Here is a 24,987-nt window from a genome sequence, read left to right as displayed (position 1 = left end):
CAATGTCTACATATATAACAGCTATAGTTGGTGTCTTTATATTAATTTATAACAGTATTGCTACGCAAGATTTACCAACTCATTTTCAAGCTGAATTGCCTTATAGGCTATTTGAAACTTCTACCGACACATTAACCATAGAAGAAGTATTGCAATGTAATAGTCGGTTTAAATCTATAGATTATTATAATAACCGTAAAACACATCCTAAAAAAATATATTGGATTAAAATTGACTTAACACAGCAGCGTAACCATATAAAAGATAGTATTTGGTATTTGGTACCGGAAAAATATGATTATGCATCGGTTTATTATAATACAAATGGCAATATATCCGAAAAAATGGTCGGCAGGTTTCAAATTAGTAATATATCAAATCCTGTTTTACACTATAGTGACTTTTCGTTTACTACTAAACAACTAATCGATAACAGGTATATATACCTTAAGATAAAGTATATTACAAAGTTTAAACCTATTTCAAGCATTAAATTTTATTACACCTCTCCAAGTACAATACTATTACAAGATGCCTATTACGATTGGGAACAACTTAAAATGTTTGCCCTTAGGCATATGTTTAGCGGGGTCTGTTTAATTGTATTTATCCTCACGTTTGCATTTTTTATAATTTCAAAACGGACAGAGTTTTTGTTTTATTCGCTTTATGTTTTTTGGTTGTTTGTGTATTTAACAGGTGATGTATTTAGGATAAAGTATTTTATTTTTGGAGACAATCGGCTAGCCTTTTATTGGGTTAATGAAATATCACAAGTGTTTATTAATCTGTGTTATGTAATCTTTGTGTCTTATTATTTATCTACTAAAACAGCGTACCCTAAGCTTAATCAAATACTTAAAACAATTACATATGTATTGGTGTTTATAATAGGTCTTGATTCTATATTTTTTCTGTTTAACCATTTTGAAATGAACATATATGTCATGAATATACAACGCATCATCATGACGATATTTGGAATAGGGGGCATGATTTATTTAATTAAATATGCTAAGAATCATTTGACCTACTTTATAGTTTGCGGGTCTTTTTTATATATGATTGGAGCTTTAGCGCTAATGTTTTTTAAAAAAGTAGAGTATATGATACTAGGAGGTACTCTAGAGATTACAATTTTTGCAATAGGTTTAGCTTACAAAGTTCATCAAGAATATAAAGCCAAGTTGTACTTTCAAAAAGAATCTTTTATAAATAATAACAAAGCGTTAAGGTCTCAAATAAATCCTCATTTTATTTTTAATTCATTAGTGTCTATTCAGCATTTAATTTTGTCTGATAAAAAAGACTTAGCCATACAATACTTAAGCAAGTTTAGTTCATTAACCCGAAAAGTATTAGATAGTTCATTTGAAGATACAGTATTTTTATCGGAAGAAATAAAGCTATTAAAACAATACATAGAATTAGAACGGCTTCGGTTTCATCATACGTTTAATTATACGATTAATATACAAGATGAGTTAGAACCAGATACTACAGAAGTTCCTATGTTAATTGTCCAGCCTTTTGTTGAAAACGCCATCTTGCATGGGTTGTTAAACAAGAAAGATGATGATAAACAATTAACCATTACGTTTAAAAAAGAGGAGTCTTACATATGTTGTGAGGTAGATGATAATGGAATAGGCAGAAAAGCCTCTATAGCATTTAAAACTTTAATAAAACATAAAGTATCCCGAGGAATTGAGGTTACTAGTAACAGATTAAAAAACCTTAATACGTCTGTAAACAATCAGGTTCGTTTTATTGATAAAACCGACGACAATGGCAATGAAATAGGTACCACAGTAATAATTAAAATTCCAATACAGCTAGATTTCGATTAACGAGACAGAGAAAATCGATCTTTTTAATACATATCAATTGAAAAGTAACATTAATCAATTCAAATACTTAATTGGTTAATTGCTCCTTATTTTTTTAATACTTCAGTTATAGTTTTGAGACCATAATACTATATATGTTAATTGTGGCATAAGTCTTATTATAACATCGATAAAATAACTATAACCAAAAAAACGACATGAGAAAAACATTGTTATTAGTCTTAGCATCACTGGCAATTCTGTCTTGTGAAAGAAGTAAATTAAACTCTGAAAACGAAAATATTGCTATTGAAGCAGATTCTTTTGAAGAAGAGTCTGATAATGTTGAGATCGTATTACACAGAACCTTTTCTAAAGATGTATCAAAAGAAGAAGCATTAGCTCAATTTGAACAAGCAACTAAAGATTATATAAGAAAAGAAGAGCAAAATGGAAAGTTTCCAAGAAGTATATTAAAATATAGAGTTATTACAAAAACTAGTAATATAAATAATCACGGAACAGATGGTATAGTGCATGCCAGAGTAAAGTTTCAAACCGATAGAGGCGTGTTAACTTTTGTGAAACGTTTAGACCGAGTTGGAATAAATGATTTCGAAGAAGGTAACACAGATTATTTTCTTTTAAAAGTGAACTTAAGTAATCCTATATGTTGGGCAACAATTCAATCAACAGGTACAGCAATTGGATTAAAAGGTACAGATGGATGGGGAGTAGATAGGTTTCATGTAGACATGACGCCACAAATGCAATCGCCAAATCCAACATCAATTTCAGGCGGATCATATATGTATTCATACCCTAATGATTTGCTAGATAGTCAGCATAGCTATCAGTGGGACAAATATGAAATTACACAGTACCAACAAACCGAATATTTAACTTTTGGATGTGGTAATTAGTAGTAAATAAAAGTTCCTTTTAAAGGCAGTCATTAATTTGACTGTCTTTTTTCAATAGCCTTAAGTTCTAAGAAAGATATGATTTAATTAGTTGTGGATTACACTTAAATAGGTGAAAGTTTTAGCGCCTTGCAAATTTTGCAAGGCTTTTCTTTGTAAAGAATTCAAATAATTTACTTGTGAATCTAGGTTATGAGTAAATTTAAAATCAAAAATAGTACAATAGTACTAGATAGCACTTTCTGTTTTTTTGAGGTGGTTTTACTGATAAAAAAATACCCCCGACTGATGCCGAGGGTAGATTATTTCATTGATTCATTATACTTACATATTTCTTCTATATTGTCCTCCTACTTCGAATAAAGAAGCGGTAATCTGACCCAGTGAACATTTTTTACATACTTCCATCAGCTCATCAAAAATATTTCTGTTATTGATGGCGGCATCCTGCAAGGATTTTAATAAATCTCCTGCCGCTTCCGTATTCTTCTTATGTAAATTCGTCAGCGCAGTAATCTGATATTCTTTTTCTTCTTCGGTTGCCCTGATTACTTCCGCAGGTCGTACGGTTGGAGAACCTTTAGAGCTCAAGAATGTATTTACCCCGATAATCGGAAACTCTCCCGAATGCTTCAGTGTTTCATAATACAAACTCTCTTCTTGTATTTTACTGCGTTGATACATCGTTTCCATTGCTCCCAGTACTCCTCCTCTTTCTGTAATTCGATCAAACTCTGTAAGTACGGCTTCTTCTACAAGATCTGTTAACTCTTCAATAATAAAGGATCCCTGAATTGGGTTTTCATTTTTAGCAAGTCCTAATTCCTTATTAATAATTAACTGTATTGCCATAGCTCTTCGTACAGATTCTTCTGTAGGAGTAGTAATTGCTTCATCATATGCATTTGTATGTAATGAATTACAATTATCATAAATCGCATATAGCGCCTGTAAGGTTGTTCGGATATCATTAAAGTCAATTTCCTGAGCATGTAATGAACGTCCTGATGTCTGAATATGATATTTCAACATCTGTGCTCTGGGGTTTGCTCCGTATTTATACTTTAAGGCTTTTGCCCAGATTTTTCTGGCAACCCGACCGATCACTGCATATTCTGGATCAATTCCATTAGAGAAGAAGAATGATAAATTCGGTCCGAATTTATTAATATCCATTCCTCTACTCAAGTAATACTCCACATAAGTAAATCCATTTGCCAATGTCAAGGCTAATTGGGTAATCGGATTTGCTCCTGCTTCGGCAATATGATATCCGGAAATTGAAACTGAGTAGAAATTACGGACTTGTTTATTTATAAAATACTCCTGAACATCTCCCATTAGTCGCAGTGCAAACTCTGTAGAGAAGATACAGGTATTTTGAGCCTGATCTTCTTTTAGAATATCTGCTTGTATCGTTCCTCTTACTGTATTCAGCGTATTTTGTTTTATTTCATCATATATGTCTTGAGGCAATACCTCATCTCCGGTTACTCCGAGAAGCATCAGTCCTAAACCATCATTTCCTTCTGGCAGTTCTCCCTGGTATTTCGGGCGTTCTACTCCTTTCTCCTTAAAAATCTTCTCTATTTTTGCTGTAACTTCTTTTTCCAGCCCGTTTTCTTTGATATATTTTTCACAGTTCTGATCAATGGCTGCATTCATAAAGAAAGCTAACAACATAGGAGCTGGTCCGTTAATTGTCATACTTACCGAAGTCAGAGCATGAGTCAGATCAAAACCAGAATATAATTTTTTGGCATCATCAAGACAGCAGATAGACACTCCTGCATTTCCTATTTTTCCATAAATATCAGGTCGCTCTCCCGGGTCATTTCCGTATAGAGTTACTGAATCAAAAGCTGTGGAAAGACGCTTTGCCGGCATTCCCAAACTCACATAGTGAAAACGTCTGTTGGTACGTTCCGGTCCTCCTTCTCCAGCAAACATACGGGTAGGGTCTTCTCCCGTTCTTTTAAACGGATATAAACCAGAAGCAAATGGGAACTCTCCAGGAACATTTTCCTGCAAACACCATCTCAGAATATCTCCCCAGGCTTCGTATTTTGGCAAAGCAACTTTTGGAATATCAGAATGTGATAGTGATTTGGTATGTGTTTCTATTTTTATCTCCTTATCTCTTACTTTAAATGTATAGATAGGGTCTTTATATTTTTTTACTTTGTCCTTCCAACCAGTGATCACTTCCCAGTTATGAGGATCCAGATTGAGTTTTACCCGATCAAATTCAGCCAGCAATAACTTTAAGAAATCTGCATTTTCAGTAGTCTCTGCTGCTTTCAATCCTTCTTCTTCAATCCCATTTTTGGTCAACAGTAACTCTGTTTCTGCTACACTGCACATGGTTTTATAAATTCCGAATAATTTTTGAGCTACCTCTACCTGCGTATTTACTCTTTTATCATAAGACCTGTTATTCTCTGATATTTCTGATAAGTATCGGGTTCTACTTGGAGGTATTACAAAAATCTTTTCGGACATCTCCTTAGAGATATGAAATTTCGACACTAGTCCTGAGGCTGTTTTTTCTGCGATTTTATCCATAATCGACTTATACAGCGTATTCATTCCCGGATCATTAAACTGAGAAGCGATGGTTCCAAACACAGGTAAATCGTCTTGATTTACATGCCATAAATTATGATTGCGCATGTACTGTTTTTTCACATCTCTCAATGCATCCAGGGCGCCGCGTTTATCAAATTTATTAATCGCTACCAGATCTGCAAAGTCTAACATGTCGATTTTCTCTAATTGTGTCGCTGCACCAAACTCTGGTGTCATTACATAAAGAGAGGTATCACTGTGTTCTAATATCTCGGTATCAGACTGTCCTATTCCGGATGTTTCCAGAATAATAAGGTCAAACTTTGCTGCTTTTAATACTTCTATTGCTTCTGCTACATATTTAGACAATGCCAAATTGGACTGTCTTGTAGCCAGAGAACGCATATACACTCTGGGAGAGTTGATTGCATTCATTCGAATTCTATCTCCTAATAAGGCTCCTCCTGTTTTTCTCTTAGATGGATCCACTGAGATAAGACCGATTGTCTTATCAGGAAAATCAATCAGAAACCTTCTCACCAATTCATCTACCAATGAAGATTTTCCTGCTCCTCCGGTTCCTGTAATTCCCAATACAGGAATGGTACTATCCTTATTCTTTTCATGAATCTGCTCCAAGGTCTCTCTGGCAATATCAGGAAAGTTTTCTGCAGAAGAAATCACTCTTGCTATTGCTCCAATATTTTTTTCCTCCAAATGGTTTACTTCTCCATTAAGGGAATCTCCTATGGGGAAATCTGCATTCGCTACCAGATCATTAATCATCCCCTGTAACCCCATCTCACGACCGTCATCCGGAGAATAAATTCTGGTTATTCCATAGTCCATTAATTCTTTGATCTCTTCCGGAAGGATTACTCCTCCTCCACCTCCGAATATCTTAATATGTGTTGCTCCTTTTTCTTTTAGCAAATCGAACATATATTTAAAATATTCTGTGTGTCCCCCTTGATACGATGTCATCGCAATTGCATTTGCATCTTCTTGTATGGCACAATTAACCACTTCTTCTACACTGCGATCATGACCTAAGTGAATTACTTCTACTCCTGTAGACTGAATAATTCTTCTCATAATATTGATCGCCGCATCATGACCATCAAATAAAGAAGCTGCTGTAACAATTCTGACTTTGTTTTTGGGTTTATAAGGTGCAATCTGTTCCATTGGCTATAAAAAGTATTTTTAGTGCTGCTAATTTACGAAATACACATCAAAAATGAAGATTCTTTTATAATTATATACTTTAACAAAAGATAATTATCTTTTTTTTGAGTGATCGTTAAAATTTTAAAGATTTTACATTCTTGTTAATTTTTCCTTTTCTTCTGATATATTATTTGAGGATGTTACGGTATCAAGGAGCTTTTTCTGTAGAATTTCTCAAAAAAACAGCCCTTAATCTCACTTAATATTTTTTCTCACATTCATTTTTATCAAATCAATAATAAATCCTCCTAAAAAAAGAGAGATTCGCAAAAAGGAACTGTTTCTGTTTTTTTTTGAAATTTCCTTTCGGGATTATTACTATGTTTATTCTATAAAACGCTCATAAACAACAAAACGTATTTATTAATCCAAATTCAATTATAACAATTAACAAGAGATTTGATAGCAACATCATCAACCTATCAAAGTGCTCTTTATTCAATTTTCTCATAGTATGAAATACACTCTATCAATGATATTGATTCTGCTTCAATGATCCTGGGTAAGTTTCCTATTGAGATGACAAAAAACAATAAAATTAATACAGATGAAAAAAGCAACTTTATTGATCAACTGCCCTGATAAAAAAGGAATTATCGCAACCGTTACAAACTTTATTCTGGAAAAAAAGGGCAATACCACTTATATAGAACAACATGTGGATCATGAAGTCGGCGAGTTTTTTATGAGGTTAGCATGTGAATTTGACCATGATGAGGAAAAGTTCGCTCTTTTTAAAAAAGCATTTAATGAGCAGATTGCTATTCCATATGCTATGAACTGGGAGATGTACAATCCTAAGAAAGCAGCAAAAATGGCGATCTTTGTATCCAAATACGATCATTGTTTATACGATATTCTCAGCAGACATGCCTCTGGAGAATTGCATGTCAAGATTCCTTTGATTATTAGTAATCACCCGGATCTCGAAGCAGTAGCAAAACGGTTTAATATTCCGTTTAAACATATTCCTGTCACCAAAGAAACCAAAGCTGCCAGTGAAGCTACCCAGCTAAAACTCTTAGAGGAATACAAAATAGATTTTATTGTTCTGGCCCGATATATGCAGATTATCTCCCCTGGTTTTGTCGATAAATACCGAAATAAAATTATCAACATCCATCATTCTTTTTTACCGGCATTCCCAGGAGCCAAACCTTACCACTCTGCTTATAAAAGAGGTGTAAAAATCATTGGAGCTACCAGTCACTATGTCACTTCTGATCTGGACGAAGGTCCTATTATAGAACAGGAAATTGTACGTGTTTCTCACATTCATAATGTACAGGACTTTATTCTTAAAGGGCGTGATCTCGAAAAAATTGTATTATCCAAAGCTATCCAATATCACTTACAGCGAAAAGTATGGGTGTATAATAATAAGACTGTTATTTTTTCTTAAAAAAACTAAGGACGAGAAAAATTTCTTCTCGTCCTTATCTATTTTGGTGATGACAGGTATGCACCAACTTCAGGTTATTTCTTCAAAAAATATCAGATCAATCGCGCTTATTTTTTGATCGTAAACTTAATAGGTAGTGTATATGCTACGCCTATTTTCACTCCGTCTTGTTCTCCCGGAATCATTACAGGTAATGCTTTCATTAAACGCACTGCTTCTTTTCTCAATTCTTCACTATCTGTTTTTATTTTTAGTCCTCCTACTTTACCCGTTTTGTCAATCTTAAAATGTACAGCTACTTTCTGTTCTCCGGTAAGATTATTTCTTTCGGCAATACCTGTATCAAATTCTGAACTGACAAAAGCAGACAATTTCTGAGAAAAACACTTTTTTGTTTCTTCTTTTGTCATTCCTTCACAGCCCGGGTATACGGGAACTTTATCGATCACACCAAAAGGAATTTCTACCAGATCATGAACATCGTTGAAAAAGGGATTTTTTAAGCTTCCTTCCGTTGTATACAACAACAAGAGCTTTAATGCCTTTTCTTCCTCCTCAGTCATATTTCCCTGTTTTTGCATTTCTTCTTTGAGGTCTTCAATTCGCTGCATCATCGTACTCACTTTCTTATGTTGATCTCCGGTCATCTCCCCTCCTTGCGCCATGGTCTCCTGTGTACAAGAAGTGTAGACCACCATTCCTAAAATTAGCGGAACCAGTATTAAGTACTTTAACTGAACAATTTTTCTGGATTTTGATTTTTGTAACATAATGATTCGTTTTTTGATTAATGAATGATTAAAAAATGTATTGATAAATGAAATTTTTTCTATTTGGAAAACTTGCGATAACATGGTTTGATAGTATTCTTTCTTCCCCTTCAGTTTCACTGCTTTGGCATCTGCAATATATTCATGGAGTACAGTAATTCGCTTTTGGTATAGATACAATAACGGATTAAACCAAAAGAATACCCGTAGCAACTCGAAAAACAACAAATCCAGTGAATGGTATTGATCTGCATGTACTTTTTCATGTAATAAAATATGCTCGCGCTGAGTAGCTGGTATTTTCTTCCCCATAAAAATCAGGTGTAGAAAAGAAAATGCAATTGCGGTATCTGGCAGAGAAACCAAGTGTATGTCTGCTGTTCTGGTTATTTCTCCATTTTGTTTCATCTTTAGAATCTTATAGAGTTTCCACACAAATAAAAGCAGACAGACCAATGCGCCTCCTCCCCAGACATATCCCCATACCTCTATGGAGAAAATCCATGCGAATAGCCCTGGATACGAATGCTCAGTCACCGGATCTCCCGTAAGTAATATCTCTGGTAATGCTATTACGTATTGATCAGGTATTGTCTGTTTCACCATACCGATATGAACAAATGGCATCAGTAAACTCAGTATAGGTGTAAGTAATAAATAGCCACGATTGGCATTAAAAAAGGTCTCCTTTCTTAAAAATAATTCATAAACTGCTAAAAACAATAATTGAAAAATCAATGTCTGAAATACGTAATACACCATCATCTACTCTTTTTTATTAATTTCTTTGATCATCTCCTCTACTTCTTCCATGCTTACTTCATTTTTCTTTACAAAAAAAGAAACCATGCTTTTGAAAGATCCCTGAAAGTAACCATCCATCAACTTATGAATACGTTGATTACTGTATTCAGATTTCTTTACTGCCGGATAATAAATATGTCCCCGTCCTTTCTTTTTATAAGTTACAAATCCCTTGGTCTCTAAGATCCTTACAATAGTTGATACCGTATTATACGCTGGTTTTGGATCCGGAAACTCTTCTATAATAGCGGCTACATTCCCCTCTTCCAGTTCCCATAAAATTTGCATGATATCTTCTTCTGCTTTCGTTAATTGCTTCATGGATGTTTTCTTTTAATCGCATCACTTTAATAACCGATACAGGTTCATATGGTGATTTCTGATTGCAATATAACTAAAAAATTAGTTCAAACTAAAAATTTAGTTAATTATTTTTTTCATTCTCGCTTCCATCCTTTGTATTCCTTCTCTTATTTTCTATGTTTATTTCGAGAAAGTATGTTATTTTTACGGCGGATAAACAAGAAACATGTATCTTGTCTTTATCTTAAAAACCATTTTTTATGAAAAAGTATCTTGTGCTCGCTTTATTAGTCATCGCATCCAGCTGTGCTGAATTACAACAAGTAATGGAAAACCTACCTCAAAATACAGGAGGGATCGGTCTTAGTAATGCTGATATAGGAAATGGGCTGCGACAAGCATTGGACAAGGGAATTGACAAGCAGGTTTCTAAACTAACACAGACAGATGGTTTTTACCGAAATCAGCTGGTCAAAATAATGTTGCCACAAGAATTACAAAAAGTAGATAAGACATTACGAGACATCGGTCTGGGCAAATTAGCTGATGAAGGGTTAAAAGTTTTAAACAGAGCAGCAGAAGATGCTGTAAAAGAAGCTACCCCTATTTTTGTCAATGCTGTTCGCCAGATTACCTTTACCGATGCCAAGCAAATCTTGTTAGGAAATCAGGATGCCGCCACAAAATACTTAATCGGAAAAACCAAAACTAGTTTATATGGTAAGTTTTCTCCGGTGATCAACTCTTCATTATCTCGTGTTGGAGCTGATCGTGTATGGACGAACATTATCAAAAAATACAATGCTGTACCTTTTACACAAAAAGTAAACCCAGACCTGACGGATTATGTAACCGGACAGGCGCTAAACGGTGTTTATAAAATGATTGCTATAGAAGAAAAAGAAATCAGAACAAAACTCAGCTCCCGAACTACGGACTTACTGAGACGAGTATTCAGCTTGCAGGATAGAAACTAAATTTAGTTGCTATCCTCATTATTTAGATTCTTTATTTTTTAGGAACATTAACTTGACATTAAGAGCTTTTCTCTTTTCTATCCTGTAATTTTGACCACAGATCTTGAAGAAGAAAAATATGTTTGCCTGGTTTAAAAACAAAACACAACTGGAAAAATTAAAGTGTCGTTATTCGAAGTTGATGAAGTGCGCGTATACAGTCGCTCCTAAAAACAAACAAAAATGTGATCAACTCCACGAAGAGGCAAAACAGCTTCTGGTAGAAATCGACAAATTGGAAAATGTGCTATCACACAATAAACGCACAGCTAGTCATCACTAAACAGGTAACTCTCGGTGTAACTCCCTGAAATATTCAAAGGCGCCCAATAGCCTGGAACCATACCAGGAAAAATATTCCCCATCGACTAACATTATCGGAATCTGATCTCCTATTTCTTTCTTTATTTCTTCTATATGCTTATCTGCAAAAGGGTATGGTTCAGAAGACAGAAATACAACCTGTACCTGTTTCTCCAGCAGTGACTGGAGTGTTATCTCGGGGTAGCGAGTCGTTTCTTCATATACATTGACAAAATCTCCCTGCTGCATCAGGTAGTTAATAAACGTATTCCCTCCTGCCACCATCCAGGGCTTTCGCCAGATAAAGTACGCCACTCGAACGGGTAGCACACCCGCCCTTTCTCTAACAAATACTTCCTGATCCTCAGCTATAGCATTCTTAATCGTTGCAGCAGCTTCAGTTACTTCAAAAAGAGCCCCATACTGACCGATCAACTCATAGACATCTGCCAATGTATACATATCTGACACATGAACCTGAAAATCGCGTTCCAGGGTCTCGACAATCTCCTGAGTATTCTCTTCTTTATTGCATATAATCAGATCAGGCGTCAAGGCTTTTATCCGATCATAGTGAACCGTTTTTGTACCTCCGACGATTGTTTTTGACTTTCGGATATGCGATGGGTGAACACAAAATTTGGTTACTCCGACAATGCGATCTTCCAACCCCAAAGACACGAGCAACTCTGTCAGGGAAGGCACTAAAGAAACAATCCGTACCGGTGTTCTCTCTACAAGTACAGATCGACCTAACTGATCCTGATGTTCCATCACATATCTATTTGATAACACATTGCTAAAACTACTTTCTACCCGCTAAAATCTGCTGCATCTCTTGTTGCAACGTCAGGGCACTTGCCGCCGCCGCAGCTGCAAAATCAGTTCCTTTAGATGCATAGATAATCCCTCTGGACGAATTAATCAAAAGACCAACCTGATTATTCATTCCGTACTTACATACATCCTGTAAGTTTCCTCCCTGCGCTCCTACTCCAGGAACTAATAAGAAACTATCCGGTACAATCTTTCGAATCTCTGTAAAGTACGTCGCCTTTGTTGCTCCCACTACATACATAAGCTGGGAGGCATTGTTCCAGGAAGTAGAGGTTTCTAATACCTGTTTATACAATTCTTTTCCTTCGGTTTCCTTTGTTTGAAAATCAAAAGCTCCTTCATTGGATGTCAGCGCCAACATAATAGTGTGTTTATCTTCGAAGGATAAAAAAGGTTCTACAGAATCTTTTCCCATATAGGGGGCTACTGTCACGGAATCAAACCCCAGATCTTCGAAAAAAGCTTTGGCATACATCGCACTTGTATTTCCGATATCTCCCCTTTTTGCATCAGCTATGGTATACATTTCGGGATAATGGGTATTGATATACTGAATGGTTTTTTCCAGAGACTTCCACCCTTTGATTCCATACGCTTCATAAAAAGCCGTATTGGGTTTATAGGCCACCGCCAAATGATGCGTAGCATCTATAATCGCTTTATTGAATTCAAAAATAGGATCCTCTGTCTCTAACAGCTGTGGGGGTATTTTAGTAAGGTCTACATCTAGTCCTATACACAAAAAGGATTGTTTTTTATTTATTTGGGCTACAAGTTGCTCAGTTGTCATCGTTCTCTGCTTTAACGCTGCAAAGATATTAAAGCAAATCCCAGGATACCAAAACCTGGGATCGCATTTTTTATTTTTTATTCTTTTCCATCTACATAATCCTGTAGATATGCATATCGTTGGGTCAATGCGCCATTTTGAGTCATTCTCGCTCTTTCTAATATTCCTTCCTTATCATCTGTGAAAAATGCCGGAATGACATGTTCTAAAAACATCGCTCCAAAACCTTCACTGGCATCCGCTGGTAGCTCGCATGGGAGATTATCAACTGCCATAACCACAATCGCTTCTTTATCCATAGCATCTACTTCTATCTCTTTTTGCGGATGGTATCCATATATAGGAGCTGCTATAGTAGATGCTCGCAATGTAGAAGCTACCGGTCCGTCTATATCACAGGATATATCTGCTACCAACTGAATTTTAAAATCAGGAGACTTTGCATCTTCCCGAGTAAAAATATAAGGAGCGCCATCTCCATAAAAATGACCGGCGATGTACAGGTCACTTACAGCGGCATATTTCATAAAATCACTTCTATAGTCTGCAGGATTGGTATAAAAGTCTTCTTTGGGCAGCTGTTGACCATCTTTTCTTTTGTTATAATCTAATACATCAATCTGTACATATACAGCCTCTTCAAACTGCCGGGTCAGATATTCTTCTACAGACACCTCTCTGATGTTCATCGCATCCAGTATTTCTTTGGCACCACTTCCTACTTTTCCATTACCTGTTAGTACAATTTTGATCGGGGGCAAGGCTATAGATCGCAGGGTATCTTCCAGTGCCCGCTGATCAGGCAATTCAGAAGCCTTGGGAATCTGAAATGTTCCCTGAGTGGTTCCCCAGGCTCTTATCCCATTGTAGGTTCCTACAATCCCGGCATAGCGACCAAACCCAATCAACCTGAAACCTGCCGTATTCACTATTACTTCATGATCATACAGCTCTATATTCTTATCTAATACGGCTTTTAGCAACTTTCGGTTATAAGGTTGCTTCTTGATTGTATGCGAGAAGAAAAAGTATTTTTTATTCGGAAGTAACGCATCTACAGGTACTTCTTTTACTCCTAATAGTACATCGCAATCCGACATATCTGTGGTTACCTCAAACCCCTCGGCTTTATACGCTTCATCACTAAAGACCCGAACATCTGAGGCTTCTACTACAAAAGTTGCATCCGGATACTGATCTACTGCCTTTTTGGCTCCCTTTGGAGAAAAGACAACACGACGATCTGGCGGGTTTTTTCGTTCTTTAATGATTCCGAATCTTGTCATAATAATTTGGTATAAATATTGATTATTCAAAAAGCGAGGTTAAAGGTATAATATTTATGATTATATTTGCCGCCCACATTGATTTTTGATCAAAATAGGCATGAACATTTGATTCCTGATTCTGTTGATGATCAATTTTTATGGAAACACCATCGGGGTCGACTGGTTTTGACAGCGAGATTAATACGATGGTAAGCACGTCGAGCGCTGAAATACAGCTCGCTAATATCATATTTCATCTTTTTTAAACGGCGAGAATAACTACGCCCTAGCTGCATAATCTGAATTATAGTAGGATAATGCCTCGGTTCGCAAGGCGAACAAGCAGGAAGTCTCCCAATAGCCTTGGTTTATGGCGATTGATTTTGAGACTTCGTAAAAATAAACCTAGAGAAGGTAGGGTCTCAATATCCTCTCGAAACTCTTAGAGAATACGTGTAAGATAGGTAGTTTTTGATCGGTCTTACATCGACAATTAAACAAAAACTAAGCGTGTAGAAAGCTGTTTTGTTACTTGTTTGGACGAGGGTTCGAATCCCTCCGACTCCACAAAAACACTTCAAAACCTCAGTATTTACTGGGGTTTATTTTTTTAAGGGGAATGCAACAACTCATTTTATCAAAAAGACAACTCCTCCCCTTTCTAAGCATATCCTGGTTGCATGGCTACTGTAAATAACGGGAAACAAAATGCTTCTTAAAAGCCCTCCCTATCGGAATATTGTTATCTGCTAAATAAATCGTGTTACCTACAACTTTGCTCAGATACTGTACGTTAATCAGGTAGGATTTATGCACCTGGCAAAAATCATTTTCATTCAGTTTTTCCAACCATTGCTTTAAAGAATCTTTACTCAGGTATTTCTTCTCCACTGTATTAACCTCTGTATAATCAGAATCAGATTTAATATATATAATAGCGTCGGTATATACCTTAATATGCTCATATCCTGATTTAATTATCACGGTCGTTGCTGCTTTTTCTGCTTGAGAGACAATACTAGTTCTCAATTTGGCAATCGCCTGCAAAAACCGTTCGTAGGGTATCGGTTTTAATAAATAATCCACCACATTAAATGCATAACTCTCCAGCGCGTATTCAGAAAAAGCAGTCGTAAGAATTACTTTGGGGTGATTCGGAAAAGATTTTAAAAAATCAATCCCCGATATTTTCGGCAGATGAACATCCAGAAATAGCAAATCGATAGTAGTTGTCTGCATATACTCTTTTGCTTTGATCACATCAGAGAATGTTTCCATCAGCAGTAAATCATCTACTCCTAAAATATATTTTTTCAGTATTCGCTGTGCTGGCGGCTGATCTTCTATTATAACACATCTAATCATTGTCCTATCGGTTTTAACTGCATTTTTAACGCTACATTAAAGACGGTATCCGTATTTGTAATTTCCAATGTATGCGCATTAGGGTATAATAATTCTAAACGCTTTCTGACATTGAGTATCCCTATTCCTCTGGAGGTATTTCCTTTTTGATCCAATGGAGAAAACCCGTTTTTGCAAATAAAATTCAAAACTCCTGTTTGGGATACCGTAATAGCTATCTCAATCTCAATTCCTTCGGACTGAGAATTCGTACTATGTTTAAACGCATTCTCTATAAATACCATAAGAATCAGAGGGGCTATAGAATATTCTGAAGCTGCTACATTGGTATGAAACTGTATATCTCCCCTATGCTCTATCTGAAGCTTGTATAACTCTGTAAAATTCTTCAGGTGTTCCACCTCCTTAGGAAGTGGTACAAAATCCTCTTTGCAATCGTATAACATATAGCGCAACACTGATGACAATTCTAAGATGATGGTAGGTGTCTTAGGAGACTCTTCTAATGCGTATGCGTACAAATTATTCAGGTTATTAAAGAGAAAATGAGGGTTAATCTGAGATTTTAAAAATTGTAATTCACTATCCTTAACCAGTACTTTTAATTTTTCTATCTCGCTTTGTTTTTTATTGTAATCCCAGGCAAACTTAAACCCCATATAAAATATGATTAAAGGAAGTGTTTCCACCAGAGTAAAAAACACTCCCGGAAAATACGTTCCTCTAGTCTCCGGAAAATATATTTTTTCCAGGAAAAATTCATCTGTAAGAATGACTAGGATGATCAATAACGCAACACTGGTAAAAAACAATCCAAAGCGTTTTCTAGAATACAACTTAGGTAATAAGACATAATTAATAAACATGGCTGCCACCATGTAATTACCAAAAAATGCAATTTTATAAGGAATCCACTTTTGGATCGCTTCCGAATTATAAATCCCTTCTTCCTGTATAAAAGAATAGAAAAAAAACAACGCTACAGAAACTAATAACTGATATATAATCTCTGCATAGTTTTTTGTAAAAAATGCATGTAATTGCTGCTTCATTACCATCAAAATTGACCTCAAAAATAGAATAATCTTTAAGCAAATACGCCTATTATTTCACAATTAACCTGCTGATTTTTTAAAAGTGACGTTCGCCATATTAAAAATGTCGTTGACAGATTTATCCTTTTATCTCCCTCATTTATTTTACACTTTCGCGAATTATTCTTATTTAATCTAAATTATAATGTTTAACTATATAAAAATAGTTGTCTATTTCATACTTACTAGCTGTACGATTCCCTATTCGTATGCGCAGGGGGAGCCAGCGACGATCACAGGAACCGTAACAGATACCCGTAACAATGGGATTGAGGGGATCACTGCCTTACTAAGGAATACCAATCACGGGGCATATACGGATGTAAAAGGAACCTATAGCATATACAATATTGCTCCGGGAGCGTATGTACTGGAAGTTTCCGGTTTGGGATACAAAAAACAACTGCAAACTGTTTCCCTGAGTGAAGGAGAAAAAATCACCCTGAACATTACTCTGGAAACAGATTTAACAGCTATTGACGAAGTCACAGTAACTGGAAAAAGTAAGACTACCAGGATCAAAGAACAGAGTTTCGCTGTCAATTCTATCAGTACTAAACAATTAAAGAACAATACGACTGATGCCTCTGTCATCCTAAACAAGACCTCCGGGATCAGAATCCGATCCACCGGGGGGCTGGGATCTTCTTATAAACTATCATTAAACGGACTGACGGATAAGCAGATCAGGGTATTTGTCGATGACATTCCCATTGATGAATTAGGAGAAGCATACAGTCTTAATAATATCTCTGTCAATCTTATAGAACGCATCGATGTATACAAAGGAGTTGTTCCTGTATCACTTGGGGCGGATGCCCTTGGGGGTGCTATTAATATTATAACCAATAAAAAGAAAGCTTCTTTTTTTGACGTCTCGCATAGTGTTGGTTCATTTAACACACATCGCTTCAATCTCAATAGTCAATATCGGGCTGAGAAAAGCGGTTTCACGGTCAAAGTAAGCGGTATCTACAATTACAGCGATAACAATTACCTTATGCGGGATGTAAATTACTTTGTCAAGGAAACCGTAATTCAAAACGGTATCGAGAGAGAAATCGATACAGAGGTAACCGGAGATGTCGAGCGATTTCACGATCAATACCGCTCTGTACTGGGAAATATCGGGCTTGGTTTTACCAATACACAATGGGCAGATGCACTTATCGTTGATTTTGCCGCTGCCGGAATTGACCGGGAAATTCAGGGATTGAATAACAGACCTATCGGAGAAGCTACAGAAGAAGAACACAACCAAACGGTACGTCTTCGCTATACCAAATCCAGGATATTCGACGAGCGGTTGAGCTTAGATATTTTTGCTTTATACAACACGATCAAGCGCACCAGTATTGACACCTCATCCAACCGGTATAGCTGGGACGGAAGTTTTAAAGTAAACGAAATACAAGATGGTCGCGGGGAGTTTTTACAGCCCAAAACCCTGTTTAAGTTTAATCAGTCGCAGTTCCAGTACCGTGTTCATGCGAATTACAACATCAGTGAAGGGCATACTATCGGTCTGAATCATATCTATTCTGAAATAAGCCGGGAGGGGGAAAACAGAATTAATACCGAAGAAAATCAACCTTTCAAATCTCCAAATACCATCAAAAAGGCAGTTAGCGGTTTCGCCTATACCACAACCTTTTTTGATCAAAAATTAGAAAGCGTCCTTGCTCTTAAACACTATTATTTCAAAACCCTGGCAAAACAAGCCATCACTTTTACCGATTCCTCTATTGGAATAGAGGATGTTTCGACGATACAGGACAGACTGGGATACTCATTTTCGACCCGGTATTTTATCACCCCCGACTTATTGCTAAAAGGTTCTTATGAAAAAGGATACAGAATCCCGCAACCAAAAGAAATATTCGGAGATGGATTAAGCATTCTGGCAGTTCCCGGTTTGCAACCCGAAATCAGTAAAAATATAAATCTGGGAATCGGGTATACCTACCCTACCGATAACGGATTCCTGAAAAACGAGGTACATCTATTCCGCAGAGATGTAAAAAACTTTATCCGTTTTCAGTTCTCGGGCTTGGTCAACTCCTATCAAAATGAAGAAGATGTTTTAATACGGGGAGTCGAATGGGATCTTATATACCAGTACAAAAAACTGAGATTCAGCGGGAATCTGACCTGGCAGCAGGTACTCAACAATCAGGATTTTCCCTCCGGATCCATAGAAGAACGCGTATTCGAAAAACAGCAACTACCGAATACTCCTTCTCTTTTTGCCAATGCAGACATCAGCTATCAATTGCCAAACCTGATACGCAAGGTGAATACTTCGGTTTATTACGGAGTAAATTTTGTCGATAAGTTCTATGTCGCCTATAAGAAAGCAGCTACCCTGACGGATAAAAATGAAATCCCAACCCAATTCCTAAACAATGCAGGAATTACATTCTCTTCAACAAACGGAAAACACAATGTAAACATCGAAGTGCAAAATATTTTTGACGCTTCGGCATATGACAATTTTAGACAATCAAAACCAGGAAGTGCCTTTTATCTAAAGTACCGGTTCTTTCTGGATAATTAATTTTTTAAAAACCATAAATAAAAACAATGAATACTAAAGTAATCAGTTTAGGTGTCCTATTTATAATCGTACTATCGCTTTTTTCATGCAGCAGTGATGATGATACGCCAAACACCGTAGAAGAAGACCCCAAAAAAGACTATAAGTTCCTACTTGCATTAGCCCTGCCGGCTACCGATTTGTATCCATTTCATATCATTGATGATGTAGAAACAGGAAATGCCAATATTCTGGATGCACAGGAGATCCCCAATTTACCCTATAATGTAGTAATTAATGGTAAGGACGGATATATCTATCTAAACTCTGAAACAAAACTAACCAAGTACGAGGTTAATGAAGATGGGATATTAACTCCTCTCGGATCCGTTCCTAATACAGGAATCAGCGGGGGACCTGTTTCTGAATTTTTGTCCGACAATCGTTTATTAGTTTCTACGGGAGCCCGGGCTGCCGATGGAGGCGTATTTAATTACCAGATAATCAACACTACAGATATGACAGAAGAAACTGCAGGTACCATCACGCTTCCCATTAATGAGGGGGATAAATCTGCTCCTTCCCTGTATATCCTTAAGGACAATAAAATCTACGTTCCGTTCTATCATGCAGATGCTAATTGGGGGGCATTTAATCAAGCCTCTATCGCCATATACAATGCAGAAACAATGGCTTATGAAAAAGTCATTACTACTGACAAGGCCGCAGGTGTAGGGTTTAGTGTAGTATCTTCTCATGCTATTGTAGAAAACGGAGATTTATACCTCACCTCTACCAATACCGATTACTGGGGAGCAAACGAATCCATCCCATCAGGAATTGTAAGGATTAAAGCAGGAGCTTCTGATTTTGACGATACCTATTTTTTTAACCTAAGCGAAAAATTCGGGGGCAATCATACAGCAGGAATGGCATATGCCGGAAACAACAAAGCCGTTGTTCAGGTATTCAGAAGTGATCTAATTACAGAATACAAAGACTACCAGGGTAGTTATGTGATCGAATACCATGCGATTGATTTAATCACTAAAGAAACGACCAAATTAAACCTTCCGCTATCCAAATACCCTAGAAGAACCGTTCGCTCTATAGGCAACGGAAAAGTAGCGATTGTGGGAAATACCGAAACAGAAGGAAACAATATATACATCTACGATGCAGCGACCAATACCGTTACCAAAGGATTATCTTATACGGGAACAGACGCCATCCAGGGGTTTTTACCTTTTAAGTAAGCTTTTTTTTAGATTTATTTCACTTATCCATAGCGCTGGCGGTTCTACCAAACTGCCGGCGTTATGGTTTTTATACCTGATCGTGTACTAAACTCCTGCCCCCCAAAAAACATTGTAATCGTTTTCGGTTTCACTATATAACTAAGTATCGCTAAAAACATCTGTACATGCGTCTGCATAAGAACCGTCCATCTCTTATTCTCATAGGAAACCTTTCTATTTTTAACTATATTTCAAGGGAAATAAAAAACACCTGATTTTGTCATAAATATCTGAATCAGTACCCATAGCCGACCTAAGTTGTCATTTTAAAACTACCGAACCCACACATGGATATAGTACTAAGAAAATATACATCTTCCAGAGATTACGATGCCTTGCGAACTCTTATTAAATCCGAAGGAGAGGAATGGAAAACTTACCTCCTTCCTAAATACCGGCTTGCACTGGAACATTCGATTACCTATGTAGCCTATACTCACAATCAACTCTGCGGATATATACGGGCGCTAGACGACACTGGTTTCTATGTCTGGGTAGTGGATTTATTAGTCACTAAAAGATATCGAGGGAACGCAATAGGAAAAAAACTTCTGGAAAGCATACGAACTGCCTTCCCGGATCAGGAAGTTTTCGTGATGTCGGATGCCGACTCTTATTATACAACCTTAGGATACCACAGAGAAGGCAGTTTGTTTAAAGTAATCTAATCCCAAAGAACACTCACGGACTATCAGACATTTCAACCACATCCGGATTCCCCTCTTTAATCAGTTCTTACCAGATTTTGGCAGTTCCGGCTACACAACATACACCCCGACAGCGAATCGTTTCTGATAATGATATAGAAATGACTTTTATATTAGGGGATGACATCAAACAACACCAATACAATTCACTGTTTTACAAATAACTAACACTTAACATATATACTTCGGAATGCTTCTTGTAATATCCTTTATAAAATGTAGTAATCATGTATAACCATATATCAATAGAAACCCTGTCTCAATATTGTGGTAGCCCGATCCTGGAAGGGCACATTGCATATCAAAGCATGCATATACCTTTTATGAGCAATCAGGAATTCTATGGTCCTGATTCCCTAAAAAGGGATCATCCCAACCTATAAAAAAACAGGATACATCCACTTGACCTCAACATTAAAAACTTAGATGTTGGGGCTTTTTTTACTCAAAAAAGCCGTTTTTCTCTAAGAATAAACGTCAAATTGTTGTACAACACTTGATTCATTGCTGTACGTCTCTTTTTTCAAACAAAAAAATAAGAAATAACTTACTAAAATACCGTTTTTTTCTTCCTTTTTAAGTCAAAAACACTTTATAAGCCATTGTTTTCTGGAGCATTTTACGCTTGTTTTCAGGGAGTACAATTGGAGAAAAAAAGCTCCTAAAACCATCACAATCCAGCGCTTCATATCATCTTGCTACCTAATTAATTTGCAGGAGCCCCGGGTGGCAAAAATTGTTAGGAGGGCTAGTGCTACGTCTGGTATCTTACGAAAAACACTCCCACAAATGTTAAAGCATTCTTTTGCCACTCATCTTTTAGAAGACCGAACAGATATTAGATAGATACAAACTTTATTAGGGCATAGCAGCACCAAAACAACCGAAATTTACGCAAGTTGCCCTAAATAATTTTAAATCAATTAGAAATCCACTAGATTTGAGATACATATAATGGAAATATGTGTACCGGTACACATATCCAATTGTTACCTGTAATTAGAAGAAATTGGAAAAACACTTAAAAAATATATCTGTAAGAGGAAGATTTGCTATTGGATTATCTTGTATAAAACTACTACTGAGAGAACGAAATATACATCATACAGACTTTTCTAGAACTTTGATTAGGAAGTTAGGCGAATTTACTAGAGCAGAGAAGTTAGATATTTGGGAAGAAGAAATGAAAGCATATTTACCATACAATGCTACAAGTAGTGAAATCATTACCGATTTACAGAAGTTTAACACCTTTTGCAAAGAATATAACAGTTCCAGAGACAAAGATTGGTATAATGGTGTATCACTTGAAATACTAAGTGCATCCTTTTATGACGAACTAATAGCTTTTTATAAAGTTTCAGAGAATAAGACTATCAAAGAAGTTGTTGAACTATGCGAAAGTATAGGCCGTGCAGAAATGTATGGAGCAATGAGTAAAGGAAATAGTAAAAGTACATTAAAGTATCTCATTGAAATCCTTAAAATTACTAATTTGGATTTTGAATTCGATTTTGAAAAGATATCAACTGAACATCCATTTTCAGAAGAAGACGGGTGGGGAAAAACATTTGATTTTAAAACGTTTAATAGAAAATAACTACAGGTAACACGTTGTATAAGTAATAGCGGTTTAAGTGAAAAACGAAAATATAAACATAAAACAAGGGTCAGAGCAAAACCGAAAAGTTAGTGAGTAGAAATCCACTACTACTCATACACAAAAACGTTACCAGCAAGCTAAAAAATGAAAATACGAGCAACTTCATCATCATCAATTCAATATATATTTATACAGAAAGACTTTGGAGTTCAAGGAATAATTGACTTTACACAAAATGCATCTAACAATCTTTTTAACTCATTATCACATTTCCCTCGTGATTTAATGCAACTTCATAATCAAAATTTATTTTTTGAAACGTCAATTATTATTAAAGACATAAATCCCGCATTAAATTTGTTGACTTTTACAGATGAGCAACTAAAATTGCCAATTAATCCTATTAATGCGTACACCAAACTTTTAAATTTAGAGAATAGACCTGTCGTATATTTTATAGATTTAGAAGCGGACTTAAAAGTTGTAAAAAAATCAATTTTAAATTCGGGGCAAAAAGTCTGGAATTATACATTTTGCGGAAAATCAGACAAGCAACCGGAATTTTTTAATAAAAGTCATTATTTCGACAATGCTATTGACTTAATAGAAACTTACGGAAGTAATTTTAAAAAAATAAAATCTGTTCTTTCACAAATAACTGAAGGCTCAAAAGGATTTAAATTTAAGGTAAATAAAGAAGAGAATGACAGAAAAATATATAATTTCAATCCAACTATTGCGAATTATTTTACTTCGACACAAATTAATAATGAATTTTGGAAATTAAAATACCCTAAATCAGTTGATACTCCAAAAACGAATATTAGAAATAAAATTCTATTAGATTCTGTAATTGAAATTGATAATCGTCATTTAAAATTTATAAAAGAGAGAAATTCGTCACATAGACTACCTATTTTAGTACTAAGCTTTCCTTTCTACAATCCAACAATTTACGGTTTAACTAAAGACAATGCTAAGACTAAAAAAGAAAAAATTTACTCAAAGGTATTACATATAGAACAATCAACAGATTATTTAAATTACTTTGAAGCTAATAGCGATGAAGAAAAAATTCTTGCTGAAATAGCATTAAGAACAATCTTAAACCCAAAATTAAAATTGTTAGATGGAATTGCCTTTTTGCAAGCATCGTTTAATTTTTCACCAACAATGAGATTTCCAATTATTGGAAAATCTATTTATAAAGAACTTAGCTTCTTTAATCCTAAAAATAACTTCTTTTCAACCTCAAAATCGAGAAAAAACAAACTTCAATCAATCATTAAATTTGGAACTAAGCTATCTGAATTAACTATTGCAAAAGAAACTAAAGAATATATAGCAAATCGAGACGGACAAATTCTTGTAATTTCGGACTTACCTATCGAATTACTATGCTTAGATTCAGTACCTATTTCATTTACTCACGACGTTTGTAGAATACACGAATCAAACTATCAAGGAACCTTAAATAATTATTCTGCAAACAACAGAATTCAATATTCAGTTAATGAAGAGACATTAAAAAACACGTTAGTAATATTAAGTGCTGATGCAGATAAAAATGACGACCACGAATTTAGGGCTTCCTATGAAACCGTTAAAGAAAGTAGTCGAAGATTAAATTTTAAGTATGAATATTGTAGGACTATTTCAGAAATTGCAAGTGCAGTAGAAAAATACAAACCTGAAATACTAGTTTTCGATTGCCACGGAAATATTGACGAAGAGAAAAAAACAAGCTATTTGGTTATCAATGGTGAGCGACTATACGGTGACGATATTATAAAGTATAAAATTTTTGCTCCAATTGTATTTTTATCTTGTTGTAATACTAATCCTAATTATGGATATATTCACAAAATCCAAGATGCTTTCTTCCAAGCTGGTGCATTAACTGTTACAGGTACTTTCTTACCGATTTCAATACAACGCGGAACAGTATACTATTTGAGACTATTAAACTTGTTAAATGTAGAATTCAGTCGTCAAGTTCATTCAAATTGGCTAAGTTTTATATCTCAAATAATTAGAAGCTCAATACTACACGAAGCTTACTTAAAAACAAACATAAAGTTGAACCGAGAAATGACTGATGAAGAAAAAGAAAGACTTAGTTATTTTTTGTTACAGACACATCAATTTGGAAAGAGAAAAGAAATTTTTCTCAATTTAATGAATGAAGGAATAAAGTTATCAGATGAATTAAATATAACTATTGAAGATACTGAAAGTGAGTTTTTAATGTATTCACATTATGGTAGACCTGATTTGATATTATTAGAATCTAAAAATAGTGAAGAAAAGCCAGCAGGTAACACGGTGTATAAAACATAGC

19 protein-coding genes and 1 other RNA gene are annotated in these 24,987 nt (G+C 35.6%); 12 read left to right on the top strand and 8 right to left on the bottom strand.

The features are described from left to right. The first annotated feature begins 2 nt into the window (after positions 1–2). Both ACFSTE_RS03215 and ACFSTE_RS03210 read left to right on the top strand, forming a co-directional pair. Positions 3–1,850 (top strand): histidine kinase, encoded by a 1,848-nt coding sequence (locus tag ACFSTE_RS03215; RefSeq protein ID WP_378297960.1) that lies wholly within the window; start codon positions 3–5, stop codon positions 1,848–1,850. A 197-nt stretch (positions 1,851–2,047) separates the two neighbouring features. Further along, positions 2,048–2,752: a hypothetical protein gene (locus ACFSTE_RS03210; RefSeq protein WP_378256253.1), complete on the top strand. Its 705-nt coding sequence runs from the start codon at positions 2,048–2,050 to the stop codon at positions 2,750–2,752. Positions 2,753–3,076: 324 nt separating this feature from the next. Here ACFSTE_RS03210 and ACFSTE_RS03205 read toward each other — a convergent pair whose 3' ends face one another. Then, positions 3,077–6,508, bottom strand: a complete 3,432-nt coding sequence (locus ACFSTE_RS03205; RefSeq protein ID WP_378256255.1) for a methylmalonyl-CoA mutase family protein — start codon at positions 6,506–6,508, stop codon at positions 3,077–3,079. A gap of 589 nt (positions 6,509–7,097) precedes the next feature. Between ACFSTE_RS03205 and purU the strand changes: the two genes are divergently transcribed. Further along, the gene (purU, locus tag ACFSTE_RS03200; RefSeq protein ID WP_176029367.1) at positions 7,098–7,952 is read left to right on the top strand and encodes a formyltetrahydrofolate deformylase; all 855 of its coding nucleotides are present in this window, start codon (positions 7,098–7,100) and stop codon (positions 7,950–7,952) included. A gap of 107 nt (positions 7,953–8,059) precedes the next feature. On the opposite strand, the gene ACFSTE_RS03195 is transcribed toward purU, so the two are convergent. Both ACFSTE_RS03195 and ACFSTE_RS03190 read right to left on the bottom strand, forming a co-directional pair. Further along, complete coding sequence (locus ACFSTE_RS03195) at positions 8,060–9,487, bottom strand: M56 family metallopeptidase (protein WP_378256258.1); 1,428 nt, start codon at positions 9,485–9,487, stop codon at positions 8,060–8,062. Then, a complete protein-coding gene (locus ACFSTE_RS03190) occupies positions 9,488–9,847 on the bottom strand; it encodes a BlaI/MecI/CopY family transcriptional regulator (protein ID WP_176029365.1) in 360 nt (119 codons plus the stop codon). 242 nt (positions 9,848–10,089) lie between these two features. Between ACFSTE_RS03190 and ACFSTE_RS03185 the strand changes: the two genes are divergently transcribed. Next, a complete protein-coding gene (locus tag ACFSTE_RS03185) occupies positions 10,090–10,806 on the top strand; it encodes a DUF4197 domain-containing protein (protein ID WP_176029364.1) in 717 nt (238 codons plus the stop codon). 103 nt (positions 10,807–10,909) lie between these two features. Beyond that, on the top strand, positions 10,910–11,128 hold the full coding sequence (locus tag ACFSTE_RS03180; RefSeq protein WP_176029363.1) for a Lacal_2735 family protein: 219 nt from the start codon (positions 10,910–10,912) through the stop codon (positions 11,126–11,128). On the opposite strand, the gene ACFSTE_RS03175 is transcribed toward ACFSTE_RS03180, so the two are convergent. From ACFSTE_RS03175 to ACFSTE_RS03165, 3 genes are all read right to left on the bottom strand, one after another. Beyond that, positions 11,125–11,922: an ABC transporter substrate-binding protein gene (locus tag ACFSTE_RS03175; RefSeq protein ID WP_176029362.1), complete on the bottom strand. Its 798-nt coding sequence runs from the start codon at positions 11,920–11,922 to the stop codon at positions 11,125–11,127. The genes ACFSTE_RS03180 and ACFSTE_RS03175 overlap by 4 nt on opposite strands. A gap of 31 nt (positions 11,923–11,953) precedes the next feature. Continuing rightward, positions 11,954–12,775: an orotidine-5'-phosphate decarboxylase gene (gene pyrF / locus ACFSTE_RS03170; RefSeq protein ID WP_378256261.1), complete on the bottom strand. Its 822-nt coding sequence runs from the start codon at positions 12,773–12,775 to the stop codon at positions 11,954–11,956. A 77-nt stretch (positions 12,776–12,852) separates the two neighbouring features. After that, complete coding sequence (locus tag ACFSTE_RS03165) at positions 12,853–14,061, bottom strand: NAD(P)-dependent oxidoreductase (protein ID WP_378258925.1); 1,209 nt, start codon at positions 14,059–14,061, stop codon at positions 12,853–12,855. Positions 14,062–14,215: 154 nt separating this feature from the next. Between ACFSTE_RS03165 and ssrA the strand changes: the two genes are divergently transcribed. Beyond that, positions 14,216–14,613: a transfer-messenger RNA gene (gene ssrA / locus ACFSTE_RS03160) on the top strand. A 114-nt stretch (positions 14,614–14,727) separates the two neighbouring features. Here the strand turns inward: ssrA and ACFSTE_RS03155 are convergent. Then, on the bottom strand, positions 14,728–15,408 hold the full coding sequence (locus tag ACFSTE_RS03155) for a LytR/AlgR family response regulator transcription factor (RefSeq protein WP_378256265.1): 681 nt from the start codon (positions 15,406–15,408) through the stop codon (positions 14,728–14,730). After that, positions 15,405–16,460, bottom strand: a complete 1,056-nt coding sequence (locus ACFSTE_RS03150) for a sensor histidine kinase (protein WP_378297958.1) — start codon at positions 16,458–16,460, stop codon at positions 15,405–15,407. The genes ACFSTE_RS03155 and ACFSTE_RS03150 overlap by 4 nt, the downstream gene beginning before the upstream one ends. Before the next feature lie 187 nt (positions 16,461–16,647). Between ACFSTE_RS03150 and ACFSTE_RS03145 the strand changes: the two genes are divergently transcribed. The 6 genes from ACFSTE_RS03145 to ACFSTE_RS03120 all read left to right on the top strand — a co-directional run bounded on the left by ACFSTE_RS03145 (position 16,648) and on the right by ACFSTE_RS03120 (position 24,986). Further along, positions 16,648–19,059: a TonB-dependent receptor gene (locus ACFSTE_RS03145; protein WP_378297956.1), complete on the top strand. Its 2,412-nt coding sequence runs from the start codon at positions 16,648–16,650 to the stop codon at positions 19,057–19,059. A gap of 26 nt (positions 19,060–19,085) precedes the next feature. Then, a complete protein-coding gene (locus ACFSTE_RS03140; RefSeq protein ID WP_176029356.1) occupies positions 19,086–20,294 on the top strand; it encodes a DUF4374 domain-containing protein in 1,209 nt (402 codons plus the stop codon). A 329-nt stretch (positions 20,295–20,623) separates the two neighbouring features. Beyond that, positions 20,624–21,004, top strand: coding sequence for a GNAT family N-acetyltransferase (locus ACFSTE_RS03135; RefSeq protein ID WP_176029355.1), 381 nt, complete (start codon positions 20,624–20,626; stop codon positions 21,002–21,004). Between the two features lie 266 nt (positions 21,005–21,270). Then, a complete protein-coding gene (locus tag ACFSTE_RS03130; protein ID WP_176029354.1) occupies positions 21,271–21,426 on the top strand; it encodes a hypothetical protein in 156 nt (51 codons plus the stop codon). Positions 21,427–22,052: 626 nt separating this feature from the next. Beyond that, positions 22,053–22,643 (top strand): hypothetical protein, encoded by a 591-nt coding sequence (locus ACFSTE_RS03125; protein WP_378297954.1) that lies wholly within the window; start codon positions 22,053–22,055, stop codon positions 22,641–22,643. A 147-nt stretch (positions 22,644–22,790) separates the two neighbouring features. Next, entirely contained in the window at positions 22,791–24,986 is a 2,196-nt protein-coding gene (locus ACFSTE_RS03120) for a hypothetical protein (protein ID WP_378256278.1), read from the top strand. Position 24,987 lies beyond the last annotated feature (1 nt).

This window comes from Aquimarina hainanensis, assembly GCF_042684685.1.
GTDB lineage: Bacteria > Bacteroidota > Bacteroidia > Flavobacteriales > Flavobacteriaceae > Aquimarina > Aquimarina hainanensis.
The sequence above is the reverse complement of the archived record's forward strand: the minus strand, read 5'-3'. Positions and strand labels throughout refer to the sequence as shown.

Bases quoted from the DNA above. Each gene is read 5' to 3' on its own strand.
- purU (WP_176029367.1), top strand. From the start codon at position 7,098: ATGAAAAAAGCAACTTTATTGATCAACTGCCCTGATAAAAAAGGAATT.
- ACFSTE_RS03185 (WP_176029364.1), top strand. From the start codon at position 10,090: ATGAAAAAGTATCTTGTGCTCGCTTTATTAGTCATCGCATCCAGCTGT.
- ACFSTE_RS03155 (WP_378256265.1), bottom strand. From the start codon at position 15,408: ATGATTAGATGTGTTATAATAGAAGATCAGCCGCCAGCACAGCGAATA.
- pyrF (WP_378256261.1), bottom strand. From the start codon at position 12,775: ATGACAACTGAGCAACTTGTAGCCCAAATAAATAAAAAACAATCCTTT.
- ACFSTE_RS03190 (WP_176029365.1), bottom strand. From the start codon at position 9,847: ATGAAGCAATTAACGAAAGCAGAAGAAGATATCATGCAAATTTTATGG.
- ACFSTE_RS03145 (WP_378297956.1), top strand. From the start codon at position 16,648: ATGTTTAACTATATAAAAATAGTTGTCTATTTCATACTTACTAGCTGT.
- ACFSTE_RS03120 (WP_378256278.1), top strand. From the start codon at position 22,791: ATGAAAATACGAGCAACTTCATCATCATCAATTCAATATATATTTATA.
- ACFSTE_RS03165 (WP_378258925.1), bottom strand. From the start codon at position 14,061: ATGACAAGATTCGGAATCATTAAAGAACGAAAAAACCCGCCAGATCGT.
- ACFSTE_RS03175 (WP_176029362.1), bottom strand. From the start codon at position 11,922: ATGGAACATCAGGATCAGTTAGGTCGATCTGTACTTGTAGAGAGAACA.
- ACFSTE_RS03215 (WP_378297960.1), top strand. From the start codon at position 3: ATGTCTACATATATAACAGCTATAGTTGGTGTCTTTATATTAATTTAT.
- ACFSTE_RS03140 (WP_176029356.1), top strand. From the start codon at position 19,086: ATGAATACTAAAGTAATCAGTTTAGGTGTCCTATTTATAATCGTACTA.
- ACFSTE_RS03205 (WP_378256255.1), bottom strand. From the start codon at position 6,508: ATGGAACAGATTGCACCTTATAAACCCAAAAACAAAGTCAGAATTGTT.
- ACFSTE_RS03195 (WP_378256258.1), bottom strand. From the start codon at position 9,487: ATGATGGTGTATTACGTATTTCAGACATTGATTTTTCAATTATTGTTT.
- ACFSTE_RS03150 (WP_378297958.1), bottom strand. From the start codon at position 16,460: ATGAAGCAGCAATTACATGCATTTTTTACAAAAAACTATGCAGAGATT.
- ACFSTE_RS03210 (WP_378256253.1), top strand. From the start codon at position 2,048: ATGAGAAAAACATTGTTATTAGTCTTAGCATCACTGGCAATTCTGTCT.
- ACFSTE_RS03135 (WP_176029355.1), top strand. From the start codon at position 20,624: ATGGATATAGTACTAAGAAAATATACATCTTCCAGAGATTACGATGCC.
- ACFSTE_RS03130 (WP_176029354.1), top strand. From the start codon at position 21,271: ATGTATAACCATATATCAATAGAAACCCTGTCTCAATATTGTGGTAGC.